This is a genomic window from Lactobacillus sp. HBUAS51381 (assembly GCF_012641095.1).
Classification (GTDB): Bacteria; Bacillota; Bacilli; order Lactobacillales; family Lactobacillaceae; genus Levilactobacillus.
Window position 1 is genome coordinate 1 of sequence record NZ_JAAVSC010000023.1, and the last position, 13,524, is coordinate 13,524.

General features: G+C 49.8%; 13 protein-coding genes. 10 read left to right on the plus strand and 3 right to left on the minus strand.

Translation table 11 applies throughout. The features are described 5' to 3' along the window. The first annotated feature begins 130 nt into the window (after nt 1–130). From HEQ50_RS08595 to HEQ50_RS08620, 6 genes are all read left to right on the plus strand, one after another. Nucleotides 131–1,087 (plus strand): hypothetical protein, encoded by a 957-nt coding sequence (locus HEQ50_RS08595; protein ID WP_168900112.1) that lies wholly within the window; start codon nt 131–133, stop codon nt 1,085–1,087. A gap of 180 nt (nt 1,088–1,267) precedes the next feature. After that, nucleotides 1,268–2,458, plus strand: coding sequence for an elongation factor Tu (gene tuf / locus HEQ50_RS08600; RefSeq protein WP_168900113.1), 1,191 nt, complete (start codon nt 1,268–1,270; stop codon nt 2,456–2,458). Nucleotides 2,459–2,824: 366 nt separating this feature from the next. Next, entirely contained in the window at nt 2,825–4,132 is a 1,308-nt protein-coding gene (gene tig, locus HEQ50_RS08605; RefSeq protein WP_168900114.1) for a trigger factor, read from the plus strand. Between the two features lie 225 nt (nt 4,133–4,357). Further along, nucleotides 4,358–5,611: an ATP-dependent Clp protease ATP-binding subunit ClpX gene (clpX, locus tag HEQ50_RS08610; protein ID WP_168900115.1), complete on the plus strand. Its 1,254-nt coding sequence runs from the start codon at nt 4,358–4,360 to the stop codon at nt 5,609–5,611. A 182-nt stretch (nt 5,612–5,793) separates the two neighbouring features. Further along, nucleotides 5,794–6,387, plus strand: coding sequence for a ribosome biogenesis GTP-binding protein YihA/YsxC (yihA, locus tag HEQ50_RS08615; protein ID WP_168900116.1), 594 nt, complete (start codon nt 5,794–5,796; stop codon nt 6,385–6,387). A 1-nt stretch (nt 6,388) separates the two neighbouring features. Continuing rightward, nucleotides 6,389–6,688 (plus strand): nucleoside triphosphate pyrophosphohydrolase family protein, encoded by a 300-nt coding sequence (locus tag HEQ50_RS08620; RefSeq protein ID WP_168900117.1) that lies wholly within the window; start codon nt 6,389–6,391, stop codon nt 6,686–6,688. A gap of 80 nt (nt 6,689–6,768) precedes the next feature. Here HEQ50_RS08620 and HEQ50_RS08625 read toward each other — a convergent pair whose 3' ends face one another. Further along, the gene (locus HEQ50_RS08625; protein WP_057733679.1) at nt 6,769–6,957 is read right to left on the minus strand and encodes an SPJ_0845 family protein; all 189 of its coding nucleotides are present in this window, start codon (nt 6,955–6,957) and stop codon (nt 6,769–6,771) included. 221 nt (nt 6,958–7,178) lie between these two features. Between HEQ50_RS08625 and uvrC the strand changes: the two genes are divergently transcribed. After that, a complete protein-coding gene (gene uvrC / locus HEQ50_RS08630) occupies nt 7,179–8,996 on the plus strand; it encodes an excinuclease ABC subunit UvrC (RefSeq protein ID WP_168900118.1) in 1,818 nt (605 codons plus the stop codon). A gap of 88 nt (nt 8,997–9,084) precedes the next feature. Continuing rightward, nucleotides 9,085–10,380 (plus strand): GTPase ObgE, encoded by a 1,296-nt coding sequence (gene obgE, locus HEQ50_RS08635; RefSeq protein WP_168900119.1) that lies wholly within the window; start codon nt 9,085–9,087, stop codon nt 10,378–10,380. Between the two features lie 139 nt (nt 10,381–10,519). Here obgE and HEQ50_RS08640 read toward each other — a convergent pair whose 3' ends face one another. Together HEQ50_RS08640 and HEQ50_RS08645 are read right to left on the minus strand one after the other, a co-directional pair. Then, nucleotides 10,520–11,272, minus strand: a complete 753-nt coding sequence (locus HEQ50_RS08640; protein WP_168900120.1) for a hypothetical protein — start codon at nt 11,270–11,272, stop codon at nt 10,520–10,522. A gap of 13 nt (nt 11,273–11,285) precedes the next feature. Continuing rightward, complete coding sequence (locus HEQ50_RS08645) at nt 11,286–11,561, minus strand: hypothetical protein (protein ID WP_168900121.1); 276 nt, start codon at nt 11,559–11,561, stop codon at nt 11,286–11,288. 169 nt (nt 11,562–11,730) lie between these two features. Here HEQ50_RS08645 and rnz point away from each other — a divergent pair, with 169 nt between their 5' ends. Beyond that, nucleotides 11,731–12,666 (plus strand): ribonuclease Z, encoded by a 936-nt coding sequence (rnz, locus tag HEQ50_RS08650; RefSeq protein WP_168900122.1) that lies wholly within the window; start codon nt 11,731–11,733, stop codon nt 12,664–12,666. A gap of 14 nt (nt 12,667–12,680) precedes the next feature. Further along, a complete protein-coding gene (locus tag HEQ50_RS08655; protein WP_168900123.1) occupies nt 12,681–13,079 on the plus strand; it encodes a lipopolysaccharide assembly protein LapA domain-containing protein in 399 nt (132 codons plus the stop codon). Nucleotides 13,080–13,524: the final 445 nt, after the last annotated feature.

Consider the following 13,524-nt stretch of genomic DNA (forward strand, 5'->3'; position numbering starts at 1 on the left):
TTCAAAATGCTTAAGTTACTGAACCGCCGTATACGGAACCGTACGTACGGTGGTGTGAGAGGTCGGTAGCCGAACTAATCGGCTACCTCCTACTCGATCCAAAAAATTGACCCAGTGAGGAGTGGATGCTATGGGAGAATTTACAAGTCCGGCCGCCAGGGAACAAGCCATCGAGAAGGCCCACCAGGCGTTTTCAGCCGGGAAATGGTCAACGGCTACTGAATTGTTTGAGAAGCTCTATACCGACCAGCAAACGGCCGAATTTAACCGTTATTTGGTGGCGAGCCTCTACCATGATGAAAAGTATCTGGCTGCCGAGCAGTATGCGGCCGAACAGGATACGGTTTATTTAGCTTCGGCTGAGACGTTTCAATTGCGGCTAGATGTAGCGCTGAAGAATCAGCAGTTTATCTTTGCCCGAGAGTTTTGCGAACTTCCATCTGCACAGGCTTGGCGCGAGACCGGCATCACCCAGATTACGGCCGCAGAAGAAGCTGCCCGACAGACCCTGGGTGAAACACAACGGGTACGGGCCAAGCAATTCTATCATCTGGGGGACGTTTCCTTTGGTGAGCAACGACAACGACTGGAGCAGGCCCGCCAACTACCACTTAAGGAATTCATGCAGGGCATTCAGTATTTATTAGTTGATCCGTTCTTGCATCCCTTAATGCGGGCCACCTTGCTGGAAGAGCTGTTGCGGCTACGGACAACGCAGACTGTGCAGGTTCACTGGCTGGACGATCAGACCTACGTGGTAGATACCAGTCAGTTGCAGCCGGTTGGGGCAAGTTCGGCGGCGCAGCAAATCCAACGGTATTTACATGAAAATTTAGCCCAACAAGATCCGATGCTTATGGCTAACATTTCCCAAACAATTACGTTACAATTGATGATGTTGTACCCGTTTATTGACAAAATCATTAAGAATCCGGTCGCTTGGGTTCGACTCGTGGCGCGACAATCGGTGACAGATCAGGCCGATGACGCAGAATTAGAAGAAATTAATGTGTGGCAACACCGCTTAAATCGCTACATGGCGGCTTTATTTGGTTCAATTGACGATAAAAATCATGAAAAACCGTAAATTCGGCAAGATTTTAGTTTACAAATAATTCTACAGCATATATACTGGTCAAGGATTCTTTTTTGGGAGGGTTCCAGCTTTCCCTTTCTGAAAAGAAGTAGTATAATTTTACGCAAAGGGTGATTAATTTTCGTCTGAAAAGTGGTCATCCTTGCGATAAAATACAGGAGGGTTTCATTAATGGCTGAAAAAGAACATTATGAAAGAACTAAACCCCATGTAAATATTGGTACTATTGGCCATATTGACCATGGGAAAACGACGTTAACTGCTGCAATCACTAAGGTACTTGCTGACAAAGGTTTAGCCAAGGCCGAAGATTACGCTGATATCGATGCTGCTCCAGAAGAACGTGAACGTGGTATCACGATCAACACTGCCCACGTTGAATACGAAACTGAAAAGCGTCACTATGCGCATATCGATGCCCCAGGACATGCTGACTACATCAAGAACATGATCACTGGTGCTGCCCAAATGGACGGTGCTATCTTGGTTGTTGCCGCTACTGATGGCCCTATGCCACAAACGCGTGAACACATTTTGCTTGCTCGCCAAGTTGGTGTTAACTACATCGTTGTCTTCTTAAACAAGACCGACTTAGTTGATGACGACGAATTGGTCGACTTAGTTGAAATGGAAGTTCGTGAACTGTTGTCCGAATACGATTACCCTGGTGACGATATTCCTGTTGTTCGTGGTTCCGCTTTGAAGGCTCTTGAAGGCGACGAAGAACAAACTAAGGTTATCCTTCACTTGATGGACATCGTTGATGACTACATCCCAACTCCAGAACGTGAAAACGACAAGCCTTTCTTAATGCCTGTTGAAGACGTCTTCACGATCACTGGTCGTGGGACTGTTGCTTCCGGTCGTATCGACCGTGGGATGGTTAAGGTTGGTGACGAAGTTGAAATCGTTGGTTTACATGACGACGTATTGAAGACGACCGTTACTGGTCTTGAAATGTTCCGTAAGACGTTGGACCTTGGTGAAGCCGGGGATAACGTTGGTGCCTTACTTCGTGGGATCAACCGTGAACAAGTTGTTCGTGGTCAAGTTCTGGCTAAGCCAGGTTCGATCCAAACGCACGAAAAGTTCAAGGGTGAAGTCTACATCTTGAGCAAAGAGGAAGGTGGCCGTCATACGCCATTCTTCTCAAACTACCGTCCACAATTCTACTTCCACACCACTGATATCACTGGTGTTATCGAATTGCCAGATGGCGTTGAAATGGTTATGCCTGGTGACAACGTGACGTTCACTGTTGAACTGATCCAACCAGCTGCCATTGAAAAGGGTACGAAGTTTACTGTTCGTGAAGGTGGCCACACTGTTGGTGCCGGTACCGTTACGGAAATCGACGACTAATTAAAGTTATTTAATTAGTGTACCTTGAATGAAGGACTGAAAAGGTTAACTTTTCGGTCCTTTTTTCGTACCTTAATCATGAGGCCGGTTGACCGACTGATCCGTGAATAACCGCAATGACTTGGTGACACGACTGTTAGCCACATTTGCGTTAATTTTGTCGGGGTCTGGCCGTGAGCTGGCGCGAAATATTCGGTAGCGCTTTACTTTTGTGGGACTTTCTCGGAAAACTTCCAGGAAAGCCGCGTCATTCACGGCATTTCAACAAAAAATCATTTTACAATTCGGAAAGCATAAGGTACACTTATACAGTATGCAATTGATAGAATTGTAAATAGTAATATCTTTCATTTCGGAGGGAAAATAATGGCTGCAAAATGGGAAAAAAAGGGCTCTAATCAAGGCGAATTAACCTTTGAAATTGCTCCTGATATGATCAAAGATGGTCTGGACAAGGCCTTCAAGCGTACTAAGAAGAACTTAGCCGTACCTGGTTTCCGTAAGGGCCGGGTACCCCGTCAAATCTTCGACCAAATGTACGGTGAAGAAGCATTGTACCAAGATGCTTTAAACATTGTGTTACCAGATGCTTACGAACAAGCTATCAAGGACGCTGATATCGAACCAGTCGACCAACCTCAAGTGGATGTTGAATCCATGGACAAGGGTAAGGCTTGGGTGCTGAAGGCCGTTGTTACGGTTAAGCCAGACGTTAAGCTGGGCGACTACAAGGGCCTTAGCGTAACGAAGCAAAACACGCGGGTTTACCAAAAGGACATCGACGCCGAATTAGAAAAGCAACGTCAACAACAAGCCGAATTAGTGCTTAAGGAAGACGAAGCTGCTGCTAAGGGCGACACAGTTGTGATTGACTTCGACGGTTACGTTGATGGCAAGCAATTCGATGGCGGTAAGGCTGACAACTACTCCCTGGAATTGGGCTCTAACTCCTTCATCCCTGGCTTCGAAGACCAATTGGTTGGTCACAAGGCTGGCGAAAATGTTGACGTTAAGGTTACTTTCCCTAAGGACTACCAAGCCGAAGACTTACGTGACAAGGAAGCCACTTTCAAGGTTACCATCCACGAAGTTAAGGAAAAGCAATTACCAGAATTGGACGATGAATTCGCTAAGGACGTTGACGAAGAAGTTGACAGCTTAGAAGAATTACAAGCCAAGACGAAGGACAGCTTGAAGGAACAAAAGACCCAAGCTGCTCACGATGCCATTGAAGACGAAGCTATCAGCGAAGCCGTTGACAACGCTGAAATCGCCGACATCCCAGAAGCTATGCTGAAGGATGACATCAACCGTCAAATGGACCAATACTTGGCTAACATGCAACAACAAGGTATCGAACCTAAGATGTACTTCCAATTGACTGGAACGACCGAAGACGACCTACGGAAGCAATTCACCGATGGTGCCGAAAAGCGGGTTAAGACCAACCTGGTTCTCGAAGCCGTTGTTGCTGCTGAAAAGATCGAACCTTCAGAAGATGAAATCAATGCTGAAGTGAAAGACTTAGCCGGTCAATATGGCATGGAAGAAAGTGCTGTTCGCAGTGCCCTTTCCGATGACATGTTGAAGCATGACATTGCGATCAAGAGTGCCGTTGACTTGATTGCTGATTCTGCAAAGCAAGACAAGAAGAAGGACGACGACAAGGACTAGTTCTTTGTCGACGTGCTTGACCGGGACGACAGTCGCTGTTGTTCCGGTTTTTCTTTAGAATCAGGTTTTTGCCTGCTCGTGCGAGGCAAATTGATTCTCTCGTACGCGTATCTGTGGTATAGTACACGATTGATAGGGAAAACCTGGTTAGTTCGACAGGTTTACTGACCAAAAAAGAAATTTTAATGAGTTAGGCTTAAGCCTGGAGAGAAAGGGTGAAGTTTATTGTTTGAAAACACCGAAACAAATGGCCCAGTCACGTGCTCTTTCTGTGGAAAATCGCAGGATCAAGTGAAGAAGATCGTTGCTGGCCCAGGTGTTTACATCTGTAATGAATGTATTGACCTCTGCAAGGAAATTATTGATGAAGAATTCAACCAAGACAGCGCGCAAGAAACCTTAGAAGTGCCGACACCTGCTGACATCGTCAATACGCTTGATCAATACGTTATTGGTCAAAATGAAGCGAAGCGGACCCTGTCCGTTGCCGTTTACAACCACTACAAGCGGGTCAATGAAATGGCGCAAGCCGACGATGATGGTCCCGAACTGCAGAAGAGTAACATTGCGGTGATTGGACCAACCGGTTCTGGGAAGACTTATCTGGCGCAAAGCCTGGCTAAGATTCTCAACGTGCCGTTTGCCATTGCCGATGCCACGACCTTGACTGAAGCTGGTTACGTGGGTGAAGATGTTGAAAACATCCTACTGAAGCTCTTGCAGAATGCCGATTACGATGTAGATCGTGCCGAAAAGGGGATTATCTACATTGATGAAATCGATAAAATTGCCAAGAAGTCCGAGAATGTTTCCATTACGCGAGACGTTTCCGGTGAAGGGGTACAACAAGCCCTCTTGAAGATCTTGGAAGGCACCATTGCCAACGTGCCGCCTCAGGGTGGACGTAAGCATCCCCAACAAGAGTTCATTCAAATTGATACCACGAACATCTTATTCATTGTTGGTGGGGCTTTTGATGGGATTGACGGCATCGTTAAGCGGCGTCTGGGTGACCAAACGATCGGTTTTGGGGCCGACACCAAGGAACAAAACGTGCTGGCCTCTGGCGATAGCCTGATGCAACACGTGATTCCTGAAGACTTACTGCAATTCGGCTTGATTCCAGAATTTATTGGGCGGTTGCCAATTTTGACGGCGCTCGAGAAGCTGGATGAAAATGATCTAGTACGGATCTTAACGGAACCGAAGAATGCCTTGGTTAAGCAATACGAAAAACTGTTGTCGCTCGATGATGTTCAGCTGGAATTCCAGCCGGCTGCACTCCGTGAGATGGCGAAATTAGCCATTGCGCGGAACACAGGTGCCCGGGGATTGCGGTCAATCATTGAAGATGTGATGCGTGACATCATGTTCGACCTGCCAAGTCGTGACGACGTGGCGAAGGTTGTGATTACGGCGCAGACCGTGACGGATCATGCAGAACCGGAAGTTATCTTAAAGGATCAAAAAGCATCATAATAACCACACAGTGTGGTTTTACGGCTAGCCTACGGGTTGGCCGTTTTTTTATGGGGTGGTAAAGACGGGCGGTGCCGGGCGTTAACCGCTTCATCGGCAAACGCGCGACCGAGAAAGTCCCCAGTCAGCTGACGTTCTGTGTTAAAATGGTGAAAGATATTTGGAGAGGATGGCATTAACCAATGGAAGTCAATCACGTGGAATTAGTCATGAGTGCGGTTGACCCCGCACAGTACCCAACGACGGGGTATCCAGAAATTGCGTTAGTTGGCCGGTCAAATGTGGGGAAGTCTTCATTGACCAACGTCTTAATTAATCGGCGGTCGTACGCACGGACGTCAAGCCAACCCGGCAAAACGCAGACACTGAATTTTTATAATGTTGAAGACCAACTCTACTTCGTCGATGTCCCTGGCTATGGTTACGCCAAGGTTTCCAAGACGGAGCGTGAGAAATGGGGGCAGATGATCGAGACGTATCTGACCCAACGCGACCAACTCAAGGGGGTCGTTTCGCTAGTTGATGCGCGGCACGCACCGACGGAAGACGATATTCAAATGTACCAGTATTTAGCTTATTTCAACCTGCCTACGTTGATTGTGGCTACGAAGAGCGACAAGATTGCGCGTGGCAAGTGGAATCAGGCCGTGAGCCAGATCAAGAAGTCCATGGCGCTGCCAAATACCGATAACATTATTATGTTCTCGGCACCCAAAAAGATTGGGAAGGATGCCGTCTGGAATTGGATCGAACAACAAGCCTTTGGGGGGAAATAACATGGAATTTAATGATTATCAAAAAGCCGCGAACCGGACGCTCTACGGGAACGAACAGGTCCTCACAAATTGTGCACTGGGCTTAGCGGGTGAATCGGGACAGGTCGTTGATCTGGTCAAGAACTATACCTTTCACGGTCAAGACATGGATCATGAGGCGATTGTGAAGGAAATGGGCGACGTGCTCTGGTACTTAAGCCAGATTGCCCAGTGGGCCGATATTGATTTTGATGAGGTCGCTCAAGATAACATTAACCGTTTAAACGAACGGTACCCACACGGCTTTCAACCGGAACGGTAGTCAAGGCTGTGTGTAACCGAAATTTTGGTAAAATAAAAGGACCCACGGCATGGTTACCGTGAGTCCTTTCATTTATGACGTTAGTCCTGACTGTGATCCTGTTCGTGTTTAGATTTATCAGATTTGATCAAGCCTTTTGCACGCTTGTTATCCTTATGGGCATCGTCACGCTTCAAAAATTTGTCGCGTTTCACGTCCGTCGGGTCCATCTCAGCAAATTTACCGAACATGGAGTCAAGGTCATCCTGGCGTTTTACTTTAAGAGCCATTCAAGCCACCTCCTTGTCTTTAGCAGTATCATAGCAGAATTACGTGGCTTTGTCATTTATCAGAACGACGCTTGCCAAAAATCAAATAAAATCCGGGTGATTTGTGCGTGGCCGGGATAATCCGCTGAGCGGCGTTGTAGCGGGGTAAATTGCTTGCACCAAACAGATATTCGGCTTATACTTTATTAGCTAATTCGAGAAATGAACGGGAGGTTAGGCCCTTGGCATCGGAATATTTGGAACATAAACTGGCGTTATTGCCGGGCCTTCCCGGCTGTTATTTGATGAAGAATCTCAACAGCCAGATTATTTACGTGGGGAAGGCTAAAAATCTGAAGAACCGGGTGCGGTCCTACTTTAAGAGTAGTCACACCGGGAAGACGGCGCAGTTGGTCAGTGAAATTGTGGACTTTGAGACCATCATTACGTCGACGGATAAAGAAGCGTTTCTCCTCGAAATCACGCTGATTCAAAAGCATCAGCCGTACTTTAATATCAAGCTGAAGCGGGGGACCGGTTATCCCTATATCAAGATTACCAAGGAACGCGATCCCCAGTTGTTGCTGGTTAACGATGTGAAGAAGGATGGGGCCTATTACTTTGGTCCATATCCGAACGTCTATGCCGCGGAAGAAACGATTCACTTCCTGCAGAAGGTCTATCCGTTGCGGCGGTGTACGGGATATCAGGGACGACCATGCCTGTATTACCATATGGGCCAGTGCTTAGGCGCTTGTTTCAGGGAAGTCCCACAGGCGGAATATGATGAGCAGATTAAGAAGATCAAGTCCTTTCTCAATGGCAATGTGGGTCACGCCGAGAAGGAACTATCCGATCGGATGACCGCGGCGGCGGCCGACATGGCTTACGAACGCGCGGCCGATTTGCGTGATCAGATTCGCTACATTGAAGCGACGGTGGAAAAACAGAAGATTATTTCTAACGATAGCACGCCGCGAGATATCTTTAATTGTTATTTGGATAAGGGCTGGCTGTCGATTCAGGTCTTCTTCATCCGGCAGGCGCGGTTGATGAAGCGTGAGAAGCGGCTCTTTCCGATCGTCAGCACGGCCGAGGAGGAGCTGGCGAGCTTCATCGTCCAGTTTTATCAACGCAAGAATACGGTCCTCCCACGAGAGATTCTGGTGCCGTCGAGCATCGATGGGGCGGCCATTGAATCGATCCTCCACGTGCCCGTTAGAACGCCGCAGCGGGGCACCAAGCGGGATTTGCTAGACATGGCCGGGAAGAACGCCCGACTGGTCTTAGAAGAGAAGTTTCGGCTACTGGAACTCGATGAAGGCAAGACGACGGGTGCCATGAAGGAAATCACGGATGCGTTGGGGATTGCGCCGGGGCACAAGATCGAAGCGTTTGACCATTCCCACATTCAGGGGGCTGATTTAGTCTCGGCAATGGTGGTCTTCGTTGATGGTCAACCCAATAAGAAGTTGTACCGGAAGTATAAATTACGGACGGTGGATCACGCCGACGAAACAGCCAGTACCTTAGAGGTCATTCGACGCCGGTACGGGCGATTGCTCAAGGAACACGCGCAGATGCCAGACCTCATCTTGATGGATGGGGGCGACATTCAGATGAATGCCGTCAAGGAAGTGTTGGCCGACGAGTTCGACCTACACATTCCAGTGGCGGGGATGGTGAAAAACGACCATCATAAGACCGCTGACCTCCTGTTTGGTCCCGACGATCACCACGTGCATTTGGATCCGAAGAGTCAAGGCTTTTATCTGGTTCAGCGGATTCAAGACGAGGTGCACCGGTTCGCGATTACCTTCCATCGTCAGGTTCACAGCAAGCATTCACTGAGTTCACGGCTTGACCGGATTCCCGGCGTAGGCCCCAAGACGCGCAACAAACTTCTCCGGAAATTCGGATCAACCAAGAAGATCGGGGAAGCCAGTGTGGATGATTTGCGGGCGCTAGGAATCAGTGAAACGGTGGCCCAGACGATTCGGTTGACCTTGCAAGCGGAGACGGCAGAAATTAAAAGTCCGCGAACGCCAACCAAACTTTGACGTGGCGGCCGTTTGCCGGTATACTGGCTAGCAGGATACTTACGAAGAAGGCAGCACGGGCTGGCTTAGAAAACGAGGAATATAAAATATGTTTGTAGATCAAGTTAAAATTAGTGTTAAGGCCGGTAAGGGTGGCGACGGGATGGTTGCCTTCCGCCGGGAAAAATTTGTGCCCAACGGTGGTCCAGCCGGCGGTGACGGTGGTCGCGGTGGAAACATCGTCTTTGCCGTTGACGAAGGTCTGCGGACCCTGATGGACTTTCGCTACCAGCGGAAGTTCAAGGCCAAGAGCGGTGGCAACGGGGCAATCAAGTCGATGACGGGTCGCGGTGCCGCGGACACCATCATCAGTGTGCCACAAGGAACCACGATTTATAACGACGAGACCGGTGCCGTCATTGCCGACCTGGTGGCCAGTGATGACTCCGCCATTGTAGCCAAGGGTGGCCGTGGGGGTCGAGGCAACATTCATTTTGCTTCACCGAAGAACCCGGCACCGGAAATCGCCGAAAACGGGGAACCCGGTCAAGAGTTCGAGATTCGCCTGGAATTGAAGGTTTTGGCCGATGTCGGGCTGGTTGGCTTCCCATCCGTGGGGAAATCAACGTTGTTGTCCACGGTGACGAGTGCCAAACCGAAGATTGCCGAATACCACTTCACCACGTTGGTCCCTAACCTGGGCATGGTTCGGTTGCCGGATGGGCGTGACTTCGTGATGGCCGATCTACCTGGTCTGATCGAGGGCGCCGCAAACGGTGTGGGCCTGGGCTTCCAGTTCCTGCGCCACGTTGAACGGACGCGGGTCATCCTGCATCTGATCGACATGAGTGGACTAGAGGGCCGCGATCCGTACGAGGACTTTGAGAAAATCAACGAAGAACTCAAAATGTACGATCCAGATATTCTGAAACGGCCGCAGATTGTGGTCGCCAACAAGATGGATATGCCGGATTCCGCCGATAATTTGGCGAAGTTCAAGGAAGACTTAAAGCAAGATCAGCTGTTGGCCACGGCACCCGAAGTTTACGCCGTGTCAGCGCTGACTCATGATGGCTTAACGCCACTGCTACAACGGACGGCGGATATCTTGGCCGCAACGCCGAAGTTCCCAGTCAAGCAAGAAGAAGTGGTTGAGAAGGCCGAATACGACTTTAAGCCGGAACCGGAGTTCGAAGTCACGCAGGATGCCGATGGCACGTGGGTTCTGACCGGAGATAAGCTCCTGAAGCTGTTCCGGATGACGGATATCAACCACGATGAAAGCCTGCTGCGGTTCACGCGTCAGATGCGTGGCATGGGCGTCGACAATAGTTTGCGCGACCATGGGGCTAAGAACGGTGATCTAGTCAAGATCGACGACTTCACCTTCGAATACATGGCCTAAGGCACGCTGCCAATCGGTCGGCTCAGTGACGCCTTGCTAGTCGCGCTGAGTACTCTTAAACGATAATCAAAAAACCGTGATTCCCGCAACTTGTTTCGACGGGAATCACGGTTTAATTTTGGCTTGGCCTTGGAACGGGCTATAGCGTGAGCTTGAGCCAACGGGTGGGGGTGACCACCTGTTTCTTGTCGGCGAAGGCCCCGGCAAACTTAATCTTGACGGTCTTTAGCGTGGGCTTGGTGTTCTGACTAGCCAGACCCGTGGCAAACGTGGCCAGTTTACCGTTGGCGGGGATAGTCTTGCCCGCGCTGGCGTCGCTGAGTTGGTTGGCCGCATTTAGTTGGTGCTTGCTGTCGAGTCGGATGGCTTGAATGCCATCGGTGGCGAGAGCCTGCTTTCCGTGGTTATAAATGGTAAACTTGACTTGGAGGGTGTAGTACGGACTCTTAATCTGTGCCAGATTCAGGGCCTGGGCCGCCATACGCTTGGCCGCTGCGGTCTTAGCCGTGTTCTTGATGAGCCGTACCGTGGTGACCTTGTAAGTGAGTTGCCCCGATTTAACGGTGGTCTTGGGATGACTAACCTTGGCCAGCGTAAGTTGCGTGCCGACCTTGTCAAACGTGTATTGGCCAGCCTTTTTAAGATTGCCGGACTTGACGTAGTGCCGATTCCGGGTTTGCTTGGCCTGAGGCCGGTAGGTTTGCGCTTCCTCTTTCTTCGAGGATGAGGAGGCCGTGACGGCCGCGTCGGGTTCCTTAGCGCTGTAGCGACTGGACTGACTGCTACTGTCCTTGAAGCTGGCCGTACTCTGGTGGCTATTGGACTGGCAGCCGGCTAAGCCCAGGGTCAAGAGACCCACGCCCATAAGTAATGATGCCTTGATGTAACGCATGATAAAACTCCTTTCAACCGAATAAGATTTGGTGCGGCACGAGTCGGTAGCCATAAAGCCGTTGCGGTGGGTTTTGGGCCACAAACAGGCTGACCTGCTGATCGACTTGTTGGCTACGGGTGCGTAGTTGGTCCAGCGTCAAGGGCCGTCCTGTGCCGATGATGAGGTAGAGCTGGTGGTGCTGGGTTTTGAGGTCAACCACCGGGGCTTGCTGGCCGTTGTGCTCCCAGTACAGGCGCAGTGCGGGATGCAAGTCGATGGTTGAGAGGTTAAAGTCAATGAGCCGCATGTAAGGGTCCCCCAATCAAAAGCTTACGTCAATTATACCGAATTTGGGAGGAGAACCCTAGCGTTAATCCCATTTGACATAGGCTGGCCAGCTTTGAGAGTTGCGATTTCAGCCAAAATCCCCTAAAATAGTGGACGGACTTTAATTATAGAATAGGAACGAAAAAAATATGGAAATTCAATTTTTAGGGACGGGCGCCGGATCACCCGGGAAGTTTCGGAATGTGACCAGTACGGCGTTGCGCTTACTCGATGAGCGTAATTCAGTGTGGCTGTTCGACGTGGGTGAAGCCACCCAGCATCAAATTTTGCGGACCACGTTAAAACCGCGAAAAATCGATAAAATCTTTATTACCCACCTGCATGGGGACCACATATTCGGCCTGCCGGGATTGCTCAGTAGTCGGTCCTTTCAGGGCGGGAATGAACCCCTGACCATCTATGGCCCCAAGGGTATCCGGGACTTCGTAGAGGTCAGTATGCGCGTCTCAGAGACGAAGCTATCATACCGGATTCACTACCGCGAGCTATCGGCCGATGGCATGATCTTTGAGGACAATAAGTTTCGGGTCTACGCCCAACATCTGGATCACCGGATCGAGTGTTTTGGGTACCGGGTCGTGGAGAAGGATCACCCCGGCGAATTAATGGTCGATAAGTTACGCGCGGCACAGATTCCATCGGGACCGGTCTACGGCGAATTGAAGGCGGGAAAGACCGTCACCTTACCGGATGGCCGGACCGTCAATGGCCAGGACTTCCTGGGACCAAGCCAGCCGGGACGGATCGTCGCTTTCTTAGGAGATACCCGCCAAACGCCAAACGCCGCGCGGCTGACGCAGGACGCGGACGTCTTGGTTCACGAGAGCACCTTTGCCAAGGGTGAGAGCAAGTTGGCACGGTCCTACTACCATTCAACGAATATTCAGGCGGCAGAGCTGGCCAAGCGGACCAATGTTAAAATGCTGCTGTTGAACCATATTTCCGCGCGTTACACCGGGAAATTAGCCTTAGAATTACAGCATCAGGCGCGGGAAGTGTTTAAGAATACGCGTGTCGTCAAGGATTTTGATGAGATTAACGTGCCGTTTCAGAAGATTAAGTAGGAGGATGTCTAGCAATGAAAAATCAGTGGCGAATCGTCTTAACCATTTTACTGGTCATTATCGTGGCCGTCTTTGCCATCTTAAATGTGGAGAGTGTGCCGGTTTCCTTTGGCTTCACGACTGTTCACTGGCCGCTGATTTTAATCTTGCTGGTGTCCATCTTGATTGGGGCCGTGCTGATGATCTTGTTTTCAACCATCACGGTTTTCCAGCATAATCGGGCCTACAAGGATCTGGAGCGGACGAGTCAAGAACAGATTTCCGCTTTGGAACACGAGAAGGATAGTCTGACTAAGCGTTTGCAGAACTCCAGAAGCAAACAGGTCACGGGACAACAAGCGCAACAGCTCCAAGACTTAGAAAAAGAAAATGCCGACTTAAAGGCCAAATTGGCCGAGAAGCCGACGCACTAACCGATAGATAGCTGAAGGTTGAAAGATAGAAAACGGCTAGAATCCTTGGTGTGACAAGGATAACAACTATTATAATATGATAGGTGCGTGCTGGCCGCCTTACCGTTCGCCAAATTTGGTCTGGAACGCTGTGGGAGGGACCGGGAAAAGCCAAAGTGCTGTCTTTTCCCTCGCTTTGAGCCGTCAGACCGTGTCTCAAAGACGCCATTTACCAAGAAAAATCGCTTGGTAAATCCCACGGCTGAGACCAAGTTTGACTCACTCACGGCTACATGAAATATATCCAATTAAACTGGCGAAACGTTGCCACTCCAGCAATGTCACTACACGTTTAGTGGTTTTCAACTATTGTAACCGGAGGCAGTCAGAGATGTAGGCAGCCGTGACAGCGGTGTTAGCTGATTTTCAGCTTACAGCGCGGGACGCGTTTGGAGACTGGCGATTT

Coding starts and splice junctions, on each gene's coding strand:
- HEQ50_RS08595 (WP_168900112.1), top strand. CDS start 131: ATGGGAGAATTTACAAGTCCGGCCGCCAGGGAACAAGCCATCGAGAAG.
- tuf (WP_168900113.1), top strand. CDS start 1,268: ATGGCTGAAAAAGAACATTATGAAAGAACTAAACCCCATGTAAATATT.
- tig (WP_168900114.1), top strand. CDS start 2,825: ATGGCTGCAAAATGGGAAAAAAAGGGCTCTAATCAAGGCGAATTAACC.
- yihA (WP_168900116.1), top strand. CDS start 5,794: ATGGAAGTCAATCACGTGGAATTAGTCATGAGTGCGGTTGACCCCGCA.
- HEQ50_RS08620 (WP_168900117.1), top strand. CDS start 6,389: ATGGAATTTAATGATTATCAAAAAGCCGCGAACCGGACGCTCTACGGG.
- HEQ50_RS08625 (WP_057733679.1), bottom strand. CDS start 6,957: ATGGCTCTTAAAGTAAAACGCCAGGATGACCTTGACTCCATGTTCGGT.
- obgE (WP_168900119.1), top strand. CDS start 9,085: ATGTTTGTAGATCAAGTTAAAATTAGTGTTAAGGCCGGTAAGGGTGGC.
- HEQ50_RS08640 (WP_168900120.1), bottom strand. CDS start 11,272: ATGCGTTACATCAAGGCATCATTACTTATGGGCGTGGGTCTCTTGACC.
- HEQ50_RS08645 (WP_168900121.1), bottom strand. CDS start 11,561: ATGCGGCTCATTGACTTTAACCTCTCAACCATCGACTTGCATCCCGCA.
- rnz (WP_168900122.1), top strand. CDS start 11,731: ATGGAAATTCAATTTTTAGGGACGGGCGCCGGATCACCCGGGAAGTTT.
- HEQ50_RS08655 (WP_168900123.1), top strand. CDS start 12,681: ATGAAAAATCAGTGGCGAATCGTCTTAACCATTTTACTGGTCATTATC.